This is a genomic window from Parasphingorhabdus sp., from assembly GCF_036964565.1.
Taxonomy (GTDB): Bacteria; Pseudomonadota; Alphaproteobacteria; order Sphingomonadales; family Sphingomonadaceae; genus Parasphingorhabdus.
Map to the genome: position 1 here is coordinate 175520 of NZ_JBALTN010000002.1, position 17396 is coordinate 192915.

At 62.2% G+C, this 17396-nt stretch carries 17 protein-coding genes and 2 pseudogenes; 14 read left to right on the plus strand and 5 right to left on the minus strand.

Features of this window, described 5'->3' with window-relative positions:
• Positions 1-85: 85 nt before the first annotated feature.
• Together V7650_RS02885 and V7650_RS02890 are read right to left on the minus strand one after the other, a co-directional pair.
• Positions 86-646, minus strand: coding sequence for a manganese efflux pump MntP (locus V7650_RS02885; RefSeq protein ID WP_335654736.1), 561 nt, complete (start codon positions 644-646; stop codon positions 86-88).
• Between the two features lie 74 nt (positions 647-720).
• The gene (locus V7650_RS02890) at positions 721-1989 is read right to left on the minus strand and encodes a potassium/proton antiporter (RefSeq protein ID WP_335654737.1); all 1269 of its coding nucleotides are present in this window, start codon (positions 1987-1989) and stop codon (positions 721-723) included.
• Between the two features lie 355 nt (positions 1990-2344).
• Here V7650_RS02890 and V7650_RS02895 point away from each other — a divergent pair, with 355 nt between their 5' ends.
• From V7650_RS02895 to V7650_RS02960, 14 genes and pseudogenes are all read left to right on the plus strand, one after another.
• Complete coding sequence (locus V7650_RS02895; protein ID WP_335654738.1) at positions 2345-2695, plus strand: AtpZ/AtpI family protein; 351 nt, start codon at positions 2345-2347, stop codon at positions 2693-2695.
• Between the two features lie 45 nt (positions 2696-2740).
• Positions 2741-3493: a F0F1 ATP synthase subunit A gene (locus V7650_RS02900; protein ID WP_335654739.1), complete on the plus strand. Its 753-nt coding sequence runs from the start codon at positions 2741-2743 to the stop codon at positions 3491-3493.
• A gap of 39 nt (positions 3494-3532) precedes the next feature.
• Positions 3533-3751, plus strand: a pseudogene (locus tag V7650_RS02905) (F0F1 ATP synthase subunit C); the annotation flags it as partial.
• A gap of 196 nt (positions 3752-3947) precedes the next feature.
• Positions 3948-4412, plus strand: coding sequence for a F0F1 ATP synthase subunit B family protein (locus V7650_RS02910; RefSeq protein WP_335654740.1), 465 nt, complete (start codon positions 3948-3950; stop codon positions 4410-4412).
• 22 nt (positions 4413-4434) lie between these two features.
• Positions 4435-4962, plus strand: coding sequence for a F0F1 ATP synthase subunit B family protein (locus V7650_RS02915; RefSeq protein WP_335654741.1), 528 nt, complete (start codon positions 4435-4437; stop codon positions 4960-4962).
• A 110-nt stretch (positions 4963-5072) separates the two neighbouring features.
• Complete coding sequence (gene uvrC, locus V7650_RS02920) at positions 5073-7010, plus strand: excinuclease ABC subunit UvrC (RefSeq protein WP_335654742.1); 1938 nt, start codon at positions 5073-5075, stop codon at positions 7008-7010.
• A gap of 45 nt (positions 7011-7055) precedes the next feature.
• On the plus strand, positions 7056-7232 hold the full coding sequence (locus tag V7650_RS02925) for a hypothetical protein (RefSeq protein ID WP_335654743.1): 177 nt from the start codon (positions 7056-7058) through the stop codon (positions 7230-7232).
• Positions 7225-7518 carry a type II toxin-antitoxin system RelE/ParE family toxin gene (locus tag V7650_RS02930; RefSeq protein ID WP_335654744.1) on the plus strand — a complete coding sequence of 98 codons (294 nt, stop codon included), beginning with the start codon at positions 7225-7227 and terminating at the stop codon, positions 7516-7518. Before V7650_RS02925 ends, V7650_RS02930 begins: the two co-directional genes overlap by 8 nt.
• A gap of 1 nt (position 7519) precedes the next feature.
• Complete coding sequence (gene recO, locus V7650_RS02935) at positions 7520-8254, plus strand: DNA repair protein RecO (RefSeq protein ID WP_335654745.1); 735 nt, start codon at positions 7520-7522, stop codon at positions 8252-8254.
• Positions 8255-8301: 47 nt separating this feature from the next.
• A complete protein-coding gene (leuB, locus tag V7650_RS02940) occupies positions 8302-9354 on the plus strand; it encodes a 3-isopropylmalate dehydrogenase (RefSeq protein WP_335654746.1) in 1053 nt (350 codons plus the stop codon).
• An 8-nt stretch (positions 9355-9362) separates the two neighbouring features.
• Complete coding sequence (locus V7650_RS02945; protein ID WP_335654747.1) at positions 9363-10571, plus strand: trans-sulfuration enzyme family protein; 1209 nt, start codon at positions 9363-9365, stop codon at positions 10569-10571.
• A 15-nt stretch (positions 10572-10586) separates the two neighbouring features.
• On the plus strand, positions 10587-10985 hold the full coding sequence (apaG, locus tag V7650_RS02950) for a Co2+/Mg2+ efflux protein ApaG (RefSeq protein ID WP_335654941.1): 399 nt from the start codon (positions 10587-10589) through the stop codon (positions 10983-10985).
• A complete protein-coding gene (locus V7650_RS02955) occupies positions 10982-11779 on the plus strand; it encodes a LysR family transcriptional regulator (protein WP_335654748.1) in 798 nt (265 codons plus the stop codon). Before apaG ends, V7650_RS02955 begins: the two co-directional genes overlap by 4 nt.
• Before the next feature lie 54 nt (positions 11780-11833).
• Positions 11834-13162 carry a caspase family protein gene (locus tag V7650_RS02960; RefSeq protein WP_335654749.1) on the plus strand — a complete coding sequence of 443 codons (1329 nt, stop codon included), beginning with the start codon at positions 11834-11836 and terminating at the stop codon, positions 13160-13162.
• 26 nt (positions 13163-13188) lie between these two features.
• On the opposite strand, the gene V7650_RS02965 is transcribed toward V7650_RS02960, so the two are convergent.
• From V7650_RS02965 to V7650_RS02975, 3 genes and pseudogenes are all read right to left on the minus strand, one after another.
• Positions 13189-14493 (minus strand): serine hydrolase, encoded by a 1305-nt coding sequence (locus tag V7650_RS02965; protein WP_335654750.1) that lies wholly within the window; start codon positions 14491-14493, stop codon positions 13189-13191.
• A gap of 38 nt (positions 14494-14531) precedes the next feature.
• Positions 14532-16519 (minus strand): annotated as a pseudogene (gene parE / locus V7650_RS02970) (DNA topoisomerase IV subunit B).
• A 94-nt stretch (positions 16520-16613) separates the two neighbouring features.
• The gene (locus V7650_RS02975; protein WP_335654751.1) at positions 16614-17288 is read right to left on the minus strand and encodes a GcrA family cell cycle regulator; all 675 of its coding nucleotides are present in this window, start codon (positions 17286-17288) and stop codon (positions 16614-16616) included.
• Positions 17289-17396 lie beyond the last annotated feature (108 nt).

The window sequence follows — 17396 nt, forward strand, 5'->3', positions numbered from 1 at the left end:
TTCGAGCCAAAAAAGACGAAAAGGCGTGCCGATGCGATCGGCGCGCCTTTTTTTTGCCCCTGCGGATTGTGTTGCAGCCTTGGGTTCAGGCGGCGAAGAACTGCTGGGCGATGAAGATCTTGGCGCCCAGGCCGATCAGGATCAGGCCCCCCAGCACCTCGGCCCATTTGCCGACCCTTGTGCCCAGCTGCGCGCCCAGGAAGGCGCCGGGATAGGTCAGCAGCGATGTCGTGAGCCCGATCACCAGACAGGCCACAAGGACCGGGGCGCCAAAGCTGGGCAGGGTGATGCCGGCGATGGCGGCGTCGATGCTGGTGGCAACCGCCATCACCAGCAAGGGCCAGAGCGCCAGATCCTTGCCCGGGGCTTCCGGGTCGCGATCAAATCCCTCCCGGATCATCCTGAGACCCAATATCCCGAGAAGGGCGAACGCAATCCAGTGCGCCACCGATTGCACGAAGGCGGCAAAAGCCATCCCCAGAGCCCAGCCGAGCAGCGGCATGACCGCCTGGGCCAGCCCGAAGGCAAAACTCATGCGCAACGCGGCGGTGCGACTGGGGCGAGCGGACGCACCCTGGGCGACCGCGGCGGCAAAGGCGTCCGTCGCCAGGCCGAGGGAGAGGAGAAGGATGGACAGGGCAATCATGGCCGCGCCCTGAAGCCTTCTGATCGGAAATTCAACGATTCTGTCATGCGATCATCTCCGTGCCACGCGATTCTTCACTCCGTTTCATGGCGTGTTTGTCCACGCGTCTCCTGCGGGATGGACTGACGGTCGGGCGCAGCGCCCGGTTCCGTGGCGGCCACCAGCCCCAGCCGGTTCGCCAGCCAGTTGATCGTCGGGCCCTGGATCATGCTGGACAGGAGCACGACGAAGAACACGATGTTGAAGATCGTGAACGCGCCCGGCACGCCGGCGACCATCGGAAAGGTCGCCAGCACGATCGGTACCGCACCGCGCAATCCCGCCCATGACACGAACAGCTTGGCCCGCCAGTCGAACCGGCGAAACGGCGCGAGGCACAGGAATACGCTGATCGGGCGGGCTACGAACATCAGGATGAAGGTGATGGCAAGGCCCGGCACGATGACGCCGGCGAGGTTCGACGGGGTAACCAGAAGGCCGAGCGTGAGAAACATTACCACCTGGGCGAGCCAAGCCATGCCGTCCTGGAAGGTGGAGAGAATCCGGCGCGCTGCATAGACGCGGTTGCCGGCGACCAGCCCGGCGACATAGGCCGCCAGAAAGCCGTTGCCGCCGAGCATCTCGGCGAGGCCATAGGCGATCAGCGCGCCGGCGATAGAGATCACGAAGGCGAGGCCGCCGTGCCGATATTGCGCGCGTTTCAATATTTCCGGGAGGAGATAGCCGGTGGCGAGGCCGATGCCGGCGCCCATCGCCATCTCGACCACGAAACCCGGGACCAAGGTGAGCGGGGAAGCGTCGGGAACCGTCATGAACATCAGGGCAGCGCCGACCAGGAAAATGGCCATCGGATCGTTTGAGCCGGATTCGACCTCGATCAGGGCAGGGACGTCGCCGTGCAGGTCCAGGCCGGTCGAGCGCAGGATCGCGAACACCGCCGCCGCATCCGTCGACGCGACAACCGCCCCCAGCAGCGCGCCCTGAAAGGGGCCGAAGCCGAGAATGAGGATCGACGCCAGCGCAATCAGTGCGGCGCTGACCAGCACGCCGATGGTGGCGAGAATTAGCGCGGGGGTGGCGACGCGGCGGACGTCGCGCCAATCGGTGTCGAGGCCACCGGAAAACAGGATGAAGATCAGGCAGGCGATACCGACGCCCTGGGTCAGCTGATAATTGTCGAACGCGATCCCGCCCGGACCGTCAACGCCAGCGAGCATGCCGAGACTCAGGAAGCCGATCAGCGCCGGCAGGCCGAACCGGCTCGACAGGCTGCCGGCGAAGACCGTGGCCAGCAGCAGGACGCCGAGGATGAGAAGCGCGATTTCGGGGGATACGCTGAGCATTGTTGTCTCTTTGTCGGCAATGGCCGCGAGAAACAAGCCCCATGCTGCAGCCTTTTTGGATTGCGCGGACAAGGGTGGAAGCCTTTTCGGTTCGCAACATACTATTCGCCGCGTCGAGCTTGCGTGCGCCAGCATCTGTTTGCTTCCGGAGATTTGTCGCAAATGTGCTGGAGAATGGTCTCGCAACACCCTCGGAAAGCCGAAAATTCGGGCCCGCAAACGCGCAATTTTTCGCAATGCAGCATGGCTGTTGACTTGGACACGTTGCTTTCCTAAACGGACCGCGCCTTGGCGGGTCGGCCTGTCGTTGTTTGTGGCTCTTTCTGGCGCTCTTCGGGGCTTTTGAGGGATTGAAATGACGGCAAGCGAATCTGATCGTGATCCCCTCGAAGAGGATGTGCGGGTTTCATCGCTGGAAGAGCGGCTGGAACTGGCTCAGAATCGGGAGCGGATCAAAGCGGGGCACCGGAACAAAGGGCCAGACGAAAGTCAGCGGCTCGGCGGGAGGGTGCTGAGCTATTTGATCGGGGGCGTGGCTGGCGGTTTCATACTCGGGTGGATATTCGACACCTGGCTGGAAACGACGCCTTTGTTCCTGTTGCTGTTCTTTGTCCTTGGGGTTGGGGCAGCGTTCAGGAAGATTTATGTGATTTCGAGCCAGCCGGTGAATGACATCGGTACGGCGCTACCAGATGATGACGATTGACGATCAGGGGTTAAACCAGTGGCTACCGAAGGCAAAATTGATCCGATGCACCAATTTGAAGTGCAGCCCATCTTTGATGGCTTCACTTTGTTCGGGCAGCAAATCAGTTTCACGAACAGCGCGCTATGGATGTTCGTTGTCCTGGGGCTGCTTTATGTATTCATGATCGGTGGCATGAAGCGCGAGCTCGTCCCCGGTCGCTGGCAGGTCATGGTCGAGGGCATTGTCGGCTTCATCGATAACCTGATCCTCAACAGCATCGGTCCCAATGGCAAGAAATACACGCCGTGGATCTTCACGCTGTTCATGTTCATTCTGTTTTCCAACCTGCTGGGCATGATGCCGTTCGGCATCATTCCGGGCGTTCACCCGTTCACCGTGACCAGCCAGTTCACCGTTACCGGTCTGCTTGCGGCGATCAGCTTCTCTATCGTCCTGATTGTCGGGTTCTGGAAGCATGGTTTCAAATTCTTCGGCCTGTTCATTCCGCACGGCACTCCGCTGCCGATGATCCCGCTCATCTTCATGGTCGAAGTGCTGTCTTTCCTCGTGCGGCCGTTCAGCCTCGCGTTGCGGTTGTTCGTCGCCATGATCGCTGGCCATATCCTGATCAAGGTGTTCGCTAGTTTCGTTATTCAGGCCATTGATGCCGGCGGCGCAAGCTGGATTATTGCATTGCTCAGCATCATCTTCATCGCCTTTGTCAGCGCGCTGGAGCTTCTGGTCTGTGCCATCCAAGCCTATGTTTTTGCGCTTCTCACTACCTTGTATATTAACGATGCGGAAAATCTTCACTAAGTCACTTTCAATCCCAATTTTTCAATACGGAGTTAAAAAATGAATCTCGCTTCTGCACAAGTAATCGGCGCTGGCCTTGCAGCCATCGGTATCGGCGTTTCTGCTGCCGGTGTTGGTAATGTTTTCGCTTCCTTCCTGGAAGGCGCCCTGCGTAACCCATCTGCGGCTGACGGCCAGCAGGGCCGGCTGTTCATCGGCTTTGCTGCTGCTGAATTGCTTGGTCTGATCGCTTTTGCTGTTGCGATGATGATCCTCTACGCTCCACCAGCTGAAGCACCGGTTGAAGTTATTGCCGCCGAAGCCGTTGTGGCTGACGCACCGGCAGCAATGGAAGCGCCGGCAGCAGCACCAGCTGAATAATTGTCAAAGCGGGCTGGCCATGCCAGCCCGCCTTCGAATTTCCGATTTTTCGTTTCGAACTGTCAGGTGAATAATGCCTCAAATTAGCCAGCTCATGGATGTCTATCTTGGCCAGTTTTTCTGGCTGCTGATCGTCATTGGCGTCATCTATTTCGGCATTGCCAAAAATATGGTGCCAAAGATCAGCAAGACCGTGGATGACCGTCAGAAACGGATTTCCGACGACCTTGCCGCGGCGCAAGCCGGGCAGGACAAGGCTGAACAGATTGAAGCCAATTATCGTGCGAGCATCAACGATGCCCGGGCCGAGGCGGTCAACCTGGTCAGCGAAGCCAAGGCGAAGGTGGCACTGAAGAACGAGGCTGCCATCAAGCGGGCCGAAACCGCCATCAGCAAGAAGGCCGAAGAGGCCGATATCGCGCTGAAGGCAGCCCAGAGCAGCGCCATGACGGAAATCGAAGCCGTGGCTGCCGAAGCGGCACAGGCGATCGTGAAAACGGTCTCCGGTGCGAAAGTTACGGCCACCGAAGCGAAAAAGGCGGTCAAGGCCGCTTTCTAGCGCCTGCTGAAGGAGATAGACCATGCTATTGACGATGTTGGCAGAAGGCGCCGAAGCCAGCGCACTGGGCCTTACCACCACGGGCTGGGTTGCAGTCGGCGTGCTGATTGTGTTCGCGATCATGTTGTGGACCAAGGTTCCTGCGATCATTGCCGGAATACTGGACCGGCAGATCGCGGAAATCCGGCAGAATCTGGATGAAGCGGCCAATTTGCGCAAGGAAGCCGAGGCTCTGAAAGCGGAGTATGAGGCCAAGACGGCCGGGGCGCAGGCCGAAATCGAAGCGCTGATGGACAGCGCCGAAAAAGAAGCCGCGACACTGGTCGAAGAGGCGACGGCCGACGCCAAGGCGCTGATCGCTCGCCGGAAGAAAATGGCCGAAGAGAAAATCGGCGCTGCCGAACGCTCCGCCATTGCCGCGGTTCGGGCCAAGGCCGCAACAGCGGCGACGCAGGCGGCAGAAGCCCTGATCGCTGCGCGTCATGACGCTGCCGCCGACAAGTCGCTCGTCGACAAGGCGATTGGCGACATCGGCAAGACCCTGAACTAATTTGCTCCTCTCCCCCTGAGGGAGAGGAAGAGCTTCTCATGTCCTCTCCTTCAAGCGGAGAGAATTTAATCGCTCTGGCAAATGCCGGTCGAGCATCCTAGATTATTTCCATGTCCAAGGCCGACCGTCCCGATCATCCCAATGCCGCGTCCCGTTTCAACGAGGACAAGGCGACCTATGCCGTGCGCGGGGAGGGGGATGTCCCCGATCTCGAGGCAGGCATGGCGGCGATCCGCGAGGTGCTGAGCACGCTGCCGACGCGGCCCGGCGTCTACCGGATGCAGGACAAGCGCGGCGACGTCCTTTATGTCGGCAAGGCGCGGTCGTTGAAGGCCCGGGTCGGGGCCTATGTGCAGATGAACCGGCTGCCGCACCGCTTGATGCGGATGGTGGCGCAGACCCGTTCGATGACGATTGTCACCACCGGCAGCGAGGCGGAAGCGCTGCTGCTCGAGGCGCAGCTGATCAAGAAGTTCCGGCCCGCCTATAATGTTCTGCTGCGCGACGACAAGAGCTTCCCCTTCATCCTGCTGCGCGAGGGGCATGATTTTCCGCGCATCACCAAGCATCGTGGCGCGCAGCGCGTAAAAGGCCAATATTTCGGGCCATTCGCCAGCGCCGGATCGGTCAACCGGACGATCAACGCACTGCAGAAGCTGTTCCTGCTGCGCTCCTGCACCGACAGCTTCTTTAACAACCGCTCGCGGCCCTGCCTGCTCTATCAGATAAGGCGCTGCTCGGCGCCCTGCGTCGACCGGATCAGCAAGGAAGATTATGCCGAACTGGTCGATGATGCGCGCGATTTCCTGTCGGGCAAGTCGACCGAGGTGCAGCAGAAGCTGGGCGAGGCGATGGAAAAGGCGGCCGATGCGCTCGATTTCGAAATGGCGGCGGTCTATCGCGACCGGCTGAAGGCGCTGACCTTCATCCAGGGCAACCAAGCGATCAACGCGGCCGGACTGCCCGACGCGGATATTTTTGCGCTGGCGGCAAAGGGATCGACCGTCTGCATCCAGGCCTTCTTCATTCGCGGCGGCCAGAACTGGGGCCATCGCAGCTTCTTCCCGGCGCACACCACCAGCGTCGAGGTCGAGGAGGTGTTCTCGAGTTTCCTGATGCAATTTTACGAGCGGATGCCGCCGCCGAAGCTGGTGCTGCTGGATCGGGAGCTGCCGGATGCGGACCTGCTGGCGGAAGCGCTGAGCACCAAGGCCCTCTACCGGGTTAGCGTCTCCAAGCCGCAGCGCGGTGACCGGCGCCGGCTGCTGACCCAGGCCAGCCGCAATGCCGAGGAAGCGCTGGACCGGCGGCTGGCGGAAACCTCCACCCAGTCCAAGATCATGCGGGAAATGGTCGACCTGCTGGAACTGGACGCGGTGCCGGACCGGATCGAGATTTACGACAACAGCCATATCCAGGGCACCAACATGGTCGGCGGCATGGTCGTCGCGGGGCCGGAGGGCTTTCGCAAGAATGCCTATCGCAAGTTTAACATCAAGAATCCCGACATCGCGCCGGGTGACGATTTCGCGATGATGCGCGAAGTGCTCGAACGACGCTTTTCCCGTGCGCAGAAGGAAGACCCAGACCGCGAGAAGGGCGAATGGCCCGATCTGGTGCTGATCGACGGCGGCAAGGGCCAGATGAGCGCAGCGCGCGCCGCGCTGGAGGAAATCGGCGTCGAGGATGTCGTGATGATCGGCGTCTCCAAGGGCCCCGACCGCAATGCCGGGCGCGAAACCTTCCACCTGCCCGACGGCCGCGCGATCAACCTGCCGCCGAACAGCCCGGTGCTCTTCTATCTCCAGCGGCTGCGCGACGAGGCGCACCGCTTCGCCATCGGCGCGCACCGGACCCGGCGGGCGAAATCGGTCGGCCACAGTTCGCTGGATGACGTCCCCGGTATCGGGCCGTCGCGGAAAAAGGCGCTGCTGCTGCATTTCGGCACCGCGCGGGCGGTGAAGAACGCCTCGCTCGACGACCTGCAGGCCGCACCCGGCGTTTCGGCGACGGTGGCGCAGAAGATCTACGACTTTTTCCATGGGTAGTTGAGCTTGTTGCCACAATCGGCCGGTCATGATATTATTGGAACCATGAACGAACACCGCAAGACAGATGCTGTGAAGACCATTATTTCCGGCGAAAAACCGGACGCGGGATATGACGCCTGGTTCCGAACCAAAGTCCAGAATTCGATGGACGAGACGGACAAGGGTGCCAAAACCTATCCGGCGGAAGAAGTATGGGCTAAACTTGGTCTAGATGATTGAATTTTCGTCGGGCGCGCTCAGGGACCTTAAGGACATATTCGACTGGATCGCGCAAGACAGTCCTGCAACGGCCCTTCGGGTAGTGGGTCGGCTCCGGCAGAATATCGAGATCCTGGCTGACTTTCCCCATTTGGGAACGGTTGGCAGGATTGATAAGACCTTCGAATTGTCGGTGACCAGACTGCCCTATATAGTGGTCTATCGTCTCGGCATTCGCGGCGAGCCGGAGAATATCCTGATCGAAGCCATCGTGCATAGCAGTCGAAATTTTCCGTCGGTCGAATGATTTGCCCCATCTCCGCACCTCCGCGATCATCTGTTCGGTCAAGTCGCATGGCGAGCATGGCGCGGTGGTGCGATCGCTGACGCCGGCCAATGGTCTGGTGACCGGCTATGTGCGCGGCGCGCATTCGCGCGTGATGCGGCCGATCCTGATCCCTTCCAATATCGTCCAGGCAGACTACCGGGCGCGGACCGAGGACCAGCTGGCGTCGATGACGGCCGAGCTGCAGCTGAGCCGCGGACCGTTTCTGGGCGAACCGCTGGCCAGCGCGGCGCTCGACTGGGTGACCGCACTGACCGCCGCGGTGCTGCCGGAGGAGCACAGCTATCCGCAGCTCCATTCGGCCCTGTCGGGGCTGCTCGACGCGATCTGTGCAGCCCCTTCCGCCAGGGGCTGGTCGGTGGCGCTGGTCCGCTACGAGTTGCTGCTGCTCTCGGAGCTGGGCTTTGGCCTGGCGCTGGACAAATGCGCGGCGACCGGTTCGATCGACGATCTCGCCTATATCAGTCCGAAGAGCGCGACTGCGGTCAGCGCGGCCGCCGGCGCGCTCTACAAGGACCGGCTGCTGCCGCTCCCCGCTTTCCTGAGAGAGCCGGTGACGCCGGAATGGGAGGATATATTCGACGGCCTGCGGGTCACCGGATTCTTCCTCAAGCGCCATTTTTTCGAGGACCGCCGAAGGGATGTGATGGCGGCGCGATCGGTATTGGTCGACCGTCTGAAAAGGGTGGTTGCGTAAGCGCGCGTTTCTCGGCAGGAACGGCGCGCTTACAGGAAGGAATATTCATGCATATTGCGGTGCTTGCCGGCGACGGCATCGGTCAGGAAATCATGGTCGAGGCGCTGCGCGTGCTGGAAGCCCTCGATCTGCCCGACCTGCGCCTCGATCATGCCGATGTCGGCGGCGTCGCCTATCGCAACCATGGCCATCCGCTGCCGCCGGAGACGCTGGAACTGGCGAAATCGGCCGATGCCATCCTGTTCGGGGCGGTGGGCGATCCGGAGCTGGACGGTCTGCGCCGCGAGCTGCGGGTCGAGAGCGCCGTCCTCGGCCTGCGCAAGGAATTGCAGCTGTTCGCCAATCTGCGACCGGCCAAGGCCTTTGCCGGTCTCGAGAATCTATCGGCGCTGAAGCCGGAGATCGCCGGCGCGATTGACCTGCTGATTCTGCGCGAACTGACCGGTGATGTCTATTTCGGCGAAAAGGGCCAGCGCGAGACCGCGACCGGCCGTCGCCAGGGCTATGATATCATGGCCTATGACGAGGACGAGGTGGCGCGCATCGCCCATGTCGCGTTCAAGGCAGCGCAGGGGCGGCGCAAGAAGCTCTGCTCGGTCGACAAGGCCAATGTCCTGCAGACCTCGGTGCTGTGGCGCGCGGTGGTCGAGGAAGTGGCCGCCGGCTATCCCGACGTCGAGCTCAGCCACATGTATGTCGACAATGCCGCGATGCAGATGGTCCGCAATCCCGGCCAGTTCGACGTGATGCTCACCGGCAATCTGTTCGGCGACATCCTTTCCGACCAGGCCAGCATGTGCGTCGGCTCGATCGGCCTGCTGGCCTCGGCCTCGCTGGGCGAAGGCACACGAGGCCTGTACGAGCCGATCCACGGCAGCGCGCCGGATATTGCCGGGCAGGGCATAGCCAATCCCTGCGCGATGATATTGTCGGCGGCGATGATGCTGCGGCACAGTTTCGGCATGGACGCGGCGGCCGAGCGAGTGGAAGCGGCCGTTGCCGCCGTCCTCGCGCAAGACGTGTTGGGCCATGATCTTGGCGGCGACGCCTCTACCACGCAAATTGGCGACGCTGTTGTTGCCCAACTGACAGACGACTAGGAAGAAGCATGAAGAGACATACCGGCCAGAACCGATCGGTGACCAAGAACTGGCGCCCGGCGACCCAGGCGATCCGCAGCGGCACGATGCGCAGCGAGTTCGGCGAGACATCGGAAGCGCTGTTCCTGACATCGGGCTACAGCTACGACTGCGCCGAAGATGCGGCGGCCCGCTTTGCCGGGGAACAGGAGGGCATGACCTACAGCCGCCTGCAAAATCCGACCGTGCAGATGCTGGAAGAGCGGATCGCGATCATGGAAGGCGCGGATGCCTGCCGCGCCACCGCCTCGGGCATGGCGGCGATGACCGCGGCCTTGCTCTGCCAGCTGGAAGCCGGCGACCATGTCGTCGCCAGCCGGGCGTTGTTCGGATCGTGCCGCTGGCTGACGGACAGCCTGCTGCCGAAATTCGGGATCGAAACCACCGTGGTCGATGGCCGCGACCTGGAAAACTGGGAACGGGCGATCACGCCGAAGACCAAGGTCTTCTTCTTCGAGACACCAGCAAACCCGACCATGGACGTCATCGATATCCGCAGCGTGTGCGATATCGCCCGGGCCAAGGGCATCACGACCGTGGTCGACAATGCGTTCGCCACCAACGTCCTGCAGCGGCCGATGGAATATGGTGCCGATGTGGTCGCCTACAGCGCCACCAAGATGATGGACGGCCAGGGCCGGGTGCTGGCCGGTGCGGTCTGCGGCAGCGAGCAATTCATCGAGGAAACCCTGCTGGCCTTCACCCGCAACACCGGGCCGACGCTGAGCGCGTTCAACGCCTGGGTGGTGCTCAAGGGACTCGAGACGCTCGACCTGCGCATCCGGCGGCAGAGCAGCAACGCGGTCGAAGTCGGCAAGTTTCTGGAGCAAAGGGTGGAGAAAATCCTGCACCCGGGCCTGCCCAGCCATCCGCAGCACAATCTCGCAATGAGCCAGATGGAAGCCGCCGGGCCGATCTTCTCGCTCTATGTCGGCGGTGGCCGCGCACGGGCGCACGCCCTGCTCAACGGCCTGAATCTGATCGATATTTCCAACAATATCGGCGACAGCCGCTCGCTGATGTGTCACCCGTCCTCGACCACCCATCACGGGCTGGGCGAGGAGGCACGGGTCGAGATCGGGATTACCGAGGACATGCTGCGGATCAACGTCGGGCTGGAAGATCCGGTCGATTTGATCGAGGACCTTGATCAGGCCCTTTCGTCGGTCGGGCTTTAACCCTATATCATGCTCATGGAATCATTCTTCCCCTTTGCCGAGACCACCGAGGGGGTTACCGTCCGGGTTTCGGTGACCTTTTTGCCGGAGCAATCCGACATCGGTGGCGAGCGATGGTTCTGGGCCTATCATATCCGGATCGAGAACCACCGCGACTCGGCGGTGCAGCTCTTGACCCGCCACTGGCGGATCAACGACGAACGGGGCGGGCTGCAGATGGTCGACGGCGAGGGCGTGATTGGCGAACAGCCGGTCATCCAGCCCGGCAAGTCGCATGACTATGTCTCGGGCTGTCCGCTCAATACACCCAGCGGATCGATGGAGGGCCATTTCGTCATGGTCGGCCGTGCCCCGCCTGCCTTCGAGGTCCGCATTCCCCATTTTCCGCTCCCCGAACCGACTGTCGGGCAATGAAGAGAACCCATTTGCCGCTGAACGGACTGCGCGTGCTCGATGCCGCCGCCCGGCATCTCAGCTTCACCAAGGCGGCGGATGAGCTGGCGGTAACCCCGGCAGCCGTGGGCCAGCAGATCCGCGCGCTGGAAGATATGCTCGGCGTGGTGATGTTCCGCCGGACCCCCAAGGGACTGGAACTGACCGACGAGGCATCCGCCGGCCTCGACGCGCTCCGCTCGGGCTTCCTGCAGTTTGAAGAGGCGGTCCGCGCGATGCAGTCGGGCCAGTCCTCGCACAAGCTGACCATTGCCGCGCCCCGCGACTTCACCCAGAAATGGCTGAACGAGCGGCTGTCCCGCTTTTCCGCCGACAATCCGGATACCAGCTTCGCACTGGTGGCGGCCGACAATGAGATCGACTTTACCGAGGCCAATCTCGACGTCGCGGTCTGGCTTGGCGACGGCCCGGGACAGCATGAGGGCAAGATGCTCGGCGATACCGTCTTCGTGAAAATCGCGGCCCCGGGTGCGAACAGCGGCAACAAGATCGACTGGCCCGGCTGCCCGATTTCGGAGGGCGAGGACAGCCTAATGCGGGTTGCCGATGGCGGCCTTGCGATCGAAGCGGCAGCCAACGGCTTCGGCTATGCCTGGGTCCCCAGGATGCTGGTGCAGCGCGATCTCGCCGCCGGGCGGGTGGAAATCATCGGCGAAGACAGCGTGTCCTCGCGTGGATACTGGCTGATGGCGCCGCTGCCGCAATGGCGGCAGCAGAAGGTCAGGGCGCTGGTGGAGGCGCTGGCAGCGGCCTAGCTTGTCAGTTCCTTCCGTACGGCGTAGTAACAGGCGTGGGGTGGGGGACTTGCTATGACGAGACTCGGACTATGGGTGGCAGCTGCGCTGCTTTTTGCCGCTTCCGGCGCCCAAGCGCAAAAGGTTGCCTTGATCATCGGCAACGCGGGATATCTCAACACCAGCCCTCTGGAAAATGCCGACGACGATGCCAATCTCGTGGCCGAGGCGGCGAAGAAGGCGGGCTTTGATGACGTTACCATTGCCCTCGATCAGTCCGTCGACGACTTTCGCCTTACCTTGCGGAGGTTCCGGGAAAAGGCCGATGGTGCCGATATCGCTCTTGTCTACTATGCCGGTCATGGTCTGGAAGGGCAGGGAGAAAATTGGCTGGTTCCCACCGATGCAGAGCTGAATTCCAGCTTTGACCTGCCGTTTGAAACGATCAATCTCAACCGCCTGATGGAAACCGTCGCCGGCGCCCAGGTACGGGTGGTTGTGCTGGATGCCTGCCGCAACAATCCTTTTGCAAACAGCTGGCGCGCCGGATCGCGCGCCGTGACCCGAGGCTTGGCGGGTATTGACGTAGATGATGTGCTGGTGATCTATGCCGCTGCGCCGGGCCAGACCGCCAGCGATGGCGAAGGCGCAAATTCTCCCTTCGCGCTGTCACTGGCCAGCCGCCTTCCGGAACCCGGTCTCCCGCTGCAATTGCTTGGCGGAACCGTGCGGGATGACGTGCTGAAGGCAACCGGGGGCAAGCAGCGGCCCTTTGTCAGCGCCAGTATCACGGGTACGCCAATCTATCTGATCCCGAGAGCAGCCGAGCCGACAGCAGCGTCGGTCTCTACCGGCAGCTCGGCATCAGGCATAAACCAGGCCGAGCTGGAAAGCATTACCTGGCGCGGTGCCCTCGCTACCGACAGCGTCAGCGCCTTCACGACCTATTTGTCGCTGTTTCCGGGCGGCGAACATGCACTCTTGGCGGCCCAGAAAATTTCGGCGTTGCTGGCCTCGCCCGTGGCGCTGGCAAAGCCAGGCGGAACCACGGCTCCCGGCTCCGGAAAAGCTCTCAGGGTTTCCAGCATCGTTATCCAGAATGTCAAACTGACCGGGTTCATGGGTCTGCCCGATGACCTGTTTCTGCGGTTCAACAATGGCGAGCGATATCCGGATGGCGGCGGCAAATACAAGACATTCAAGAAGGGCGACAGCTGGATGATCGGCGAGACCTTCGAGCTGACCGATCCGGTGGTCTTCAAGGTGATGGAGCATGACACGATCGGCGGCCATGATACGATCGGCACGGTCGTGGTCAGCTCCATGCCCGGAAAATATACCCAGACCATGAACGGCGACCGGAGCGAATATGTCATCACCTATGAGGTGAGCCCGGCCGAATAGAGCAGAGGACCGGAGGCCTTAGCCTGTCACTCTGCCAGCAGGTTCACCAGACGGGTGGTGAGGCTGAGCAGTTCGCTTTCCTGCAATGATTGTTCCGGGTTGTTCCAATTGACCGACACGGCATAGCCTTTGCCTTCGGTCGACCGCAGCAGAAAATTATAGGACAGGACGCCCGGTTCCGATCCGCCCTTGTAACCGAAATAACTCCATTTGCGCGCGGCATCCTGGCCAATGCCCGGGTTGACGGAGAGAATGGCCAGCGTTTGCGGACTGGCATTGCGGTGCAGGAACCCGAGCAGCCGGGCCATGTCCTGCGGCGTGGCAAACCATTCCAGCTGGTCGATATAATTGGGTTTGCTGGTCAATATGCGGAAATCCAGGCTTTCGAGCGTAAGCGCCTTGTCGAATTCCGCCAGCAGCTTTTCCCGCTCGCCCGGGCTGCTGGACAGAAATCGGTCCCGTCGTTCGGCATGGCCGGGCATTTTCAGGGCGGAGGCCTGGCGCGTCATCAGAAACGGGCGCAATTCCGATGGTTCGTGGTGGCCCGCGGCCCGCACGATCTCCGACAGTCTCTCTTGCCCTAGCACCCTGATCAGCGTGTCCGTGGCGCTGTTGTCGCTGACCGAGATCATCAAGGTCGCCAGCGTGTGCAGCGTAACCGGTGCATCGTCGGGCCAGTCCTGACTGACCCCGGACGGATGGGACTTTGGTCCCAGTTGCACCACGTCGGACCATTTCCGTTCGCCCGTGCGCACCGCGCGGTCGAGTTCCGCCAGTATGTAAAGCTTGAAGGCGGATGCGATGGCATAGCGTCCGTCCGGATCGATCGTGGCCAGCGGTGGCGCTGCGGGGCCGTCCAGCGGCTGGATCAGCACGCCCTGGCGACCGGGAAGCGCTTCGATCATGGCGAGCAGTTCGTCGACCGAAGCGGCAGCGGCTTCGAAGCCGGTCAGCAACAGGCCGGAAATCCGGTGCGGCGAGCCGGCCTCGAGCGCCAGCGTGACGGTTCCGATGGCCCTTTCAAAGCGGATCCGGACGGTCGCGGAATTGGCGTTCTGCGGCACGATCGATTCGATGGCCAGCGGCTTGCCGTGCTGCGCCCTGACCTGAGCTGTGAGCACGCGAAACTGGGCAGGGGGGACCGCATTGCGGAAATTCTCGTCGAACACCCCGGCTTCGATTTCGGCGCCTTGCAACAGGCGCAACACGTCATCGGCGCGCGCCTCGAGCTGTTCGGATATGACGGGCCGGGTCTGCGCCATGGCCGGCTCTGCCCTCGACACCAGCGAGCAGCTCACAAGACACAGGGCAATAGCGGAAAGAAAGCGCACGATGGTCATCCTCTCGGTTGGTGGCCGGAAGACAATTGTTAGGCATCGATCACGTCCTCATCAAGGCTCGCTGCATTTTGCTGGATGAAGTTGAACCGGTGTTCCGGATTTTTCCCCATCAAGCGGTCGACCAGATCCTTGACGCCGGCGCGCTGCTCATATTCCTGGGGCAGCGTGACCCTGAACAAGGACCGGGTTTCCGGGTCCATCGTCGTTTCCTTGAGCTGGTTCGGATTCATCTCGCCAAGGCCCTTGAAACGGCTGACCTCGACCTTCTTGCCCTTGAACGGGCCGTTTTCGATCGCGGCGCGGGCGCGTTCGTCCTGCGCATAATGGCTCTTGCCGCCGGCGCTGATCCGGTAGAGCGGCGGGCGGGCGAGGAACAGATGGCCCTGGCGGACCAGTTCCGGCATTTCCTGGAAAAAGAAGGTCATCAGCAGCGTCGCGATATGGGCGCCGTCGACGTCAGCGTCGGTCATGATGATCACCCGCTCATAGCGCAGATTGTCTGGATCACAGTCCTTGCGGGTGCCACAGCCGAGCGCCAGGATCAGATCGGCGATTTCGCTATTGGCAAATATCTTGGCGCTGTTCGCCGATGCGACATTGAGGATCTTGCCGCGGATCGGCAGGATCGCCTGCGTCTTGCGGTCGCGCGCCTGCTTGGCCGAGCCGCCGGCGCTGTCGCCCTCGACGATGAATATCTCTGTCCCCGCCGGGTCATTGCCGGAACAGTCGGTCAACTTGCCGGGCAGGCGAACCTTGCGGCCCGAGGTGGCGGTCTTGCGCTTGACCTCGCGCTCTGCCTTCCGCTTCAGCCGCTCGTCCATCCGCTCCATGACGAAGCCGAGCAGCGCCTTGCCGCGATCCATATTGTCGGTGAGAAAATGGTCGAAATGGTCGCGTATCGCATTCTCGACGAATTTCGTGGCCTCGGGCGAGGTCAGTCGGTCCTTGGTCTGACTCTGGAACTGCGGGTCGCGAATGAACACCGACAGCATCATTTCGCCGCCGGAGATGATGTCGTCGGCGGTCAGCTGCGCCGCCTTCTTGACCTGGACCAGTTCGCCAAAGGCGCGCAGGCCGCGGACCAGCGCGTTGCGCAGGCCGGTTTCGTGGGTGCCGCCATTGGGCGTGGGATGGTGTTGCAATACCAGCTGTAGCTGCCGTCGGTCCAGATCGGCCAGGTGATCGCCCATTCGACCCGGCCTTCATTGTCGGGAAAATCCTGGCTGCCGGCGAAGAAATCGGTGGTGACGCATTCCCGGCCCCCCAGCTGTTCGCGCAGATGGTCGGACAGGCCGCCGGGGAATTGGAACACCGCTTCCGCCGGCACATCGTCGCTGGCCTGGCTGGGGTCGCATTTCCAGCGAATCTCGACGCCTGCGTAGAGATAGGCCTTGGACCGCGCCAGCTTGAACAGTCGCGCCGGCTTGAAGCGGTTGCCCTCGCCGAAAATCTCGACGTCGGGGACGAAGGAGATGCTGGTGCCGCGGCGGTTCTGGGTGGTGCCGACCTCCTCCAGCTTCGAGGTCGCGAGACCCTGAGAGAAGGTCTGGCGATACAGCGTCTTGTTGCGCGCGACCTCGACGACCGTGTCCGACGACAGGGCGTTGACGACGGAGACGCCGACCCCGTGCAGGCCGCCCGAGGTGGCATAGGCCTTGTCGGAAAACTTGCCGCCCGAATGCAGCGTCGTCATGATCACTTCGAGCGCCGACTTGCCGGGAAACTTCGGGTGCGGATCGACCGGGATGCCGCGGCCATTGTCGCTGGCGGTCAGCCGGTTGTCGGCGTCGAGCGTGATCTCGATCCGGCTAGCATGGCCCGCGACCGCCTCGTCCATGCAATTGTCGATGACCTCGGCCGCGAGATGGTGCAGAGCGCGCTCGTCGATCCCGCCGATATACATACCCGGCCGCTTGCGGACAGGCTCCAGCCCTTCCAGAACCTCGATTGCCGAGGCATCATAGTCACCGGTTTTGGAATGGCTTGGCGGGTTGGACCCGAACAGATCATCAGACATGGACGATCCTATAAGAGGGCAGGACTCACACTGGCAAGAGACTTATGCGGTCTCTGGCCAGCGCGTTGAAAAATCACGGGATTTGGCGGGTTGCCTAGCGGACGCGCGGGCCGCCGAAGGGCAGCGGCGGCGGCGCGCGACGGGCACCGCGGGGCAGCTGCGCCTGGAACGCGCGACCACAATGCTCGACGCAATAGGGAAAGCCCGGGTTCACTTCCTCGCCGCAGAAATGGAAGTCGGGTTCACCCGGATGATTGATCGGCCAGCGGCAGATCTTGTCATTGAGGTCGAGCAGGCTGGTCTTGTCGGCAATCTCGTCGCTCGGCTTGGCCGGAACCAGACGGCGCGGCGGGGCCGGCGGAATCGGAGCCTGCTGGTCGCCGGGACCCTGGCGGAGGAAGCCGCCGGGGCCGACGGACACGATCTTCGGGCCGTCATGCTTGGGCTGGCGCGCCTGCTGCGCGGCATGGGTGCGGGCGGCCGGGGTTGGTGGCGGCATCGCGCGGCGAGCGACATGTTCTTCCTTCGGCGTGTCGGCCGCAGCGGTCTTGGCCGCGGGCTTCTTGGCCTTGGCCGCCGGCTTGGCGCTTTTCTTGGCCTGTGGCTTGGCCTTTACCGGGGAAGGGCGGGACTTGAGTCCAAGGCGGTGGGCCTTGCCGATCACGGCGTTGCGGCTGACGCCGCCCAGTTCTTCCGCGATCTGGCTGGCGGTCAGACCTTTTTCCCACATATTCTTCAGCGAATCGATCCGCTCATCCGTCCAAGCCATGCAAAGTCCCAATCATTTCCGAGTTGTGGCGATATAGGGTCGCCGGGGTGATTATACAACCACGATAATGCCACGGATTGGCGCGATATGGCTTGTGATTGGCGCTGC

Excerpts from the sequence above, each read along its gene's own strand:
- V7650_RS02885 (WP_335654736.1), bottom strand. The coding sequence starts at position 646 with ATGATTGCCCTGTCCATCCTTCTCCTCTCCCTCGGCCTGGCGACGGAC.
- V7650_RS02890 (WP_335654737.1), bottom strand. The coding sequence starts at position 1,989 with ATGCTCAGCGTATCCCCCGAAATCGCGCTTCTCATCCTCGGCGTCCTG.
- V7650_RS02895 (WP_335654738.1), top strand. The coding sequence starts at position 2,345 with ATGACGGCAAGCGAATCTGATCGTGATCCCCTCGAAGAGGATGTGCGG.
- V7650_RS02900 (WP_335654739.1), top strand. The coding sequence starts at position 2,741 with ATGCACCAATTTGAAGTGCAGCCCATCTTTGATGGCTTCACTTTGTTC.
- V7650_RS02910 (WP_335654740.1), top strand. The coding sequence starts at position 3,948 with ATGGATGTCTATCTTGGCCAGTTTTTCTGGCTGCTGATCGTCATTGGC.
- V7650_RS02915 (WP_335654741.1), top strand. The coding sequence starts at position 4,435 with ATGCTATTGACGATGTTGGCAGAAGGCGCCGAAGCCAGCGCACTGGGC.
- uvrC (WP_335654742.1), top strand. The coding sequence starts at position 5,073 with ATGTCCAAGGCCGACCGTCCCGATCATCCCAATGCCGCGTCCCGTTTC.
- V7650_RS02925 (WP_335654743.1), top strand. The coding sequence starts at position 7,056 with ATGAACGAACACCGCAAGACAGATGCTGTGAAGACCATTATTTCCGGC.
- V7650_RS02930 (WP_335654744.1), top strand. The coding sequence starts at position 7,225 with ATGATTGAATTTTCGTCGGGCGCGCTCAGGGACCTTAAGGACATATTC.
- leuB (WP_335654746.1), top strand. The coding sequence starts at position 8,302 with ATGCATATTGCGGTGCTTGCCGGCGACGGCATCGGTCAGGAAATCATG.
- V7650_RS02945 (WP_335654747.1), top strand. The coding sequence starts at position 9,363 with ATGAAGAGACATACCGGCCAGAACCGATCGGTGACCAAGAACTGGCGC.
- apaG (WP_335654941.1), top strand. The coding sequence starts at position 10,587 with ATGGAATCATTCTTCCCCTTTGCCGAGACCACCGAGGGGGTTACCGTC.
- V7650_RS02955 (WP_335654748.1), top strand. The coding sequence starts at position 10,982 with ATGAAGAGAACCCATTTGCCGCTGAACGGACTGCGCGTGCTCGATGCC.
- V7650_RS02960 (WP_335654749.1), top strand. The coding sequence starts at position 11,834 with ATGACGAGACTCGGACTATGGGTGGCAGCTGCGCTGCTTTTTGCCGCT.
- V7650_RS02975 (WP_335654751.1), bottom strand. The coding sequence starts at position 17,288 with ATGGCTTGGACGGATGAGCGGATCGATTCGCTGAAGAATATGTGGGAA.